This window comes from Streptococcus infantis (assembly GCF_047464715.1).
Classification (GTDB): domain Bacteria; phylum Bacillota; class Bacilli; order Lactobacillales; family Streptococcaceae; genus Streptococcus; species Streptococcus infantis_S.
The window spans coordinates 1-3,217 of record NZ_JASHBJ010000012.1 but is presented as its reverse complement, the minus strand read 5'-3'; the positions used below and the strand labels follow the sequence as shown (position 1 = coordinate 3,217).

4 protein-coding genes are annotated in these 3,217 nt (G+C 41.8%); all 4 read right to left on the bottom strand.

The genetic code is table 11. The features are described from left to right. Positions 1 to 160: 160 nt before the first annotated feature. The gene (locus QM419_RS09155; protein WP_414258729.1) at positions 161 to 442 is read right to left on the bottom strand and encodes a hypothetical protein; all 282 of its coding nucleotides are present in this window, start codon (positions 440 to 442) and stop codon (positions 161 to 163) included. Positions 443 to 625: 183 nt separating this feature from the next. Beyond that, positions 626 to 2,029: an FtsK/SpoIIIE domain-containing protein gene (locus tag QM419_RS09150; protein ID WP_414278571.1), complete on the bottom strand. Its 1,404-nt coding sequence runs from the start codon at positions 2,027 to 2,029 to the stop codon at positions 626 to 628. Next, positions 2,022 to 2,342: a hypothetical protein gene (locus tag QM419_RS09145; RefSeq protein ID WP_414258731.1), complete on the bottom strand. Its 321-nt coding sequence runs from the start codon at positions 2,340 to 2,342 to the stop codon at positions 2,022 to 2,024. The genes QM419_RS09150 and QM419_RS09145 overlap by 8 nt, the downstream gene beginning before the upstream one ends. Before the next feature lie 398 nt (positions 2,343 to 2,740). After that, a partial coding sequence (locus QM419_RS09140; RefSeq protein WP_414278570.1) for a Rep family protein occupies positions 2,741 to 3,217 on the bottom strand: 477 nt, incomplete at its 5' end.

Below are 3,217 nucleotides of genomic sequence, written 5' to 3'. Positions count from 1 at the left end.
GTATAATTCTTCGCCCTATCAGTATTCGGATAGGTCTCATAAGCCCAAGCTGGCTCTAGGTTTTCCTCTACACCTATCAATTCTTCAACCATTCAATTTCTCCATTTTCCGTTCTCAGTTCTCAGTTCTCCCTTTGGGGTGTCGTAGTCCCCCAAGGGAGTCAATCCCGATACCTATCAGGATCAAACCCTTTATTAATCAGCTCCCTTTCCGCCTTCAGTGCCTCTTCCTTCAGCTTTTCCGCCTGCCTAAAATGGACATCTGAACCTCCGAAATCACCCATGGCATACTGCATACCTTGAGCAAATTCGCGATCTGCTTCCCTTTTCTTATCTTGCCACTCCGTGAACAATTCCGGTTCTTTTTTAGACCATTCAGCCAAATAATTTTTAAGTTTAGCTTCTCTACGTTCTCGGATTCTATCCAACACAAATTTAAACATAGTTTTTTTCCTTTTTTCTTTCCAGATTTTCGCTGACTTATTCCACGGTCCACTTGACAGCAAGTAACCTTCGCTGACGTCCTGCTGACGTGTCCACCCGTCGGCCTAAAGCCTCTCGGCTGGCACGTGCTAGCGTACTCTGCTCAGCTTGCCATCAAGTGGCTTTCGCGGCATAAGCTCAAATCACACTAAATTGTTATACGATCGCTTTCGTCCGATGTCATACAATTTTTGGAACGTATCGAGAGTATTTAGCCCATTCTGATACAAGTTCGGGACGAAGAACATACTTGGTTGCGTGCTATGTCCAGATAGGAAATACCATCCTCTGTACTTCCCTGGGTTATTAGTAACCCTATCAGCATACCCAGATGAAAAAATCTGAGTAACCATTTCTGAGGTAGACTTACCGAGCAATAAACGCAAACAAGCATTACTGCGGATCCCAGCAGGAGCAGAATTAACATCAGCTACCTGCAGGAGATCAATAAGGATATACAAAGAACTACGGCCAACCATTGCGATATTCTTCAAGTAAGCGTGTAATTTGGTTTTATCCTTACCTAACGCCTCAGATAAGGCCCCTAATTCCTCACAGAAGATAAATACCGGTCTAGCATTCAGATCTTTACCATTCAAGCCTACAACGCCTCTAGAAGCGATCTCTGACCCTATACGCTCATTCCTGATATTCATATCCTGTACTAGTCGATCAAGCAGATCAAGAATGTCATCAGGTGTAGACGCTACATTTTGGGACCCTAAAATCTTTTTAAAACCGCTCAACTCTTGTTTGTAGTCAAGAATATAAACATCAGCTCCAGCACCTAGTGCTTGGGCAAGCAAGGCTAATGCCGTAGTTGTTTTATACGATCCTGTAAGCCCCGAAATAATCGCATGTGGCTGCGATGGATAATCCCAGTAAAGTGGCTCATTACCAGCCATCAGTTGCAACCTATAAGGGTCTTCTGGAACCAGATCTTCAATCGATCGAGGAACGTATGACAAATCAGTAGTTACATCAGCTAACTCAAAGCGATAGTACAAACCATCAGCGGTTTGTATCGGTTCAGACACCGCATAACCAGCATATTTACCGGTCCTCAAAGAAGAGTTTACCGCTTCCGCTACTTTTGCGACATCTGATACTGATGGCAACTTCTCTACCTGCAGTACCGTTCGATTATCCTCTACGAGGAAATCGCACGCTGGGACATCTACAACTGATTCGCCTACAATCTTCCGCACAAGTCCAGCTGATAACAAACCTTTTTCTACGTCCTTAATCGCACGTCTATGCGTCATATATCCGCTATAACCGCCAAAGGTTTTCAGATCTTTAGCAAACCTTACAACCCTAACAGTCAATACAAGCAAGACCACAAGAAAAGCTACCAGTAAAAACCAAAAGCTAAAGACTGACAACCAATCCAGAACCACACCTAAGCGATCTAAAGCAACCGTAAGCATTCGGACCAGCCAAGCAAAGACTAACACAAGAAAAGCAACACCATTCAGGAATAAGGGCCTTTGATACAGCACCCACTCCATCCTGCCTCGATAATTACGCTTAAAAGTTTTAGCCATTAGTACGCTCCACTTCTCGGAAAGCAGATACTACTTTAATCGATTTAGGGTTACGCAACCAATAAATAGATACCCCAAAATGATTATCCGGACGCTCACTACTAGCTTCAGCTTCTACATAGTAAACAGCATTTTCTTCCAAAGTTAGTTTCTTGTTATGCTTAATGCTGACCACTCCACCTTTCGGGTCCCGTTTAGACGGCAACAAAGCAAACTGATGCGTATATTGCCCATCCGTACTCTCTCGCACTTCTGCACCAAGGTAAACCACTACCGCTTTAACAACAACAGCTTCTTTTTCAAAGCTATTCAACAGATCTTTAGCTTTCGCCATATTTCTACACACCGTACAATTACAACGCTTTTTTGTGCCGGTGTCCTCAATTATCCATATAGAACACAAAAAAGTCGCAATCAACAGAGACCCTCTAAAGAGGGGCCACGTCAATTGCGACTATCTATTTTTCCAAAGTTAAACAAATCCTCTAAATCATAGAGAATAGCATAAAATGCTTGAATTCCTACCACAAATGCGATAGAATATTAAGGTAAATAAGAAAAATATTGATAGCCATTGGCGTGGCTGTTTCGGAAATTGGACTGTTTGGCGACAGTCCTTTTTACATTCCTAACATACTGTTATTATACACTAATCCAAAAATGCTCGCAACATTTTGGACATCGAACCCACCCTCCCTCCTCCGCCTATAATCAGGCTTTCGCTTCGATAGATCTTACAACTTTTAGTTGCTCCACTTCCTTTTCTAAAAGTTCCATTTTAGCTAATTCTCGCTCCCGTTTACGTTCAATATCCCGATATCTACGAGACGAAACATAATTTTTGATATACAGAGTATTATTAGCTAGATAGTCATCCCATGTCTCATTATGCTCTAAGCAATATTCCACCAAATCAGCAAACTCCAGAACATCATTATCAATAATGAAATGCATAATCTCTTTACGAGTTTCCTGATCCTCTCCAATTGTAGATTTAAAATAAGGTTCAATATCATACTGACCTATAATCTTAATATCAGATCGGTTATACTGATACTTTTCTGGGTTATCAATATGCGTAAAATATCGCACTAACCCTTTAGGATTTGAGCATTTTTGAGGTCTGGCAATACCTTTAAGTTTCCTACCCCATTCGGCAAGCATACTCATTCTAATCCAAGACGACCC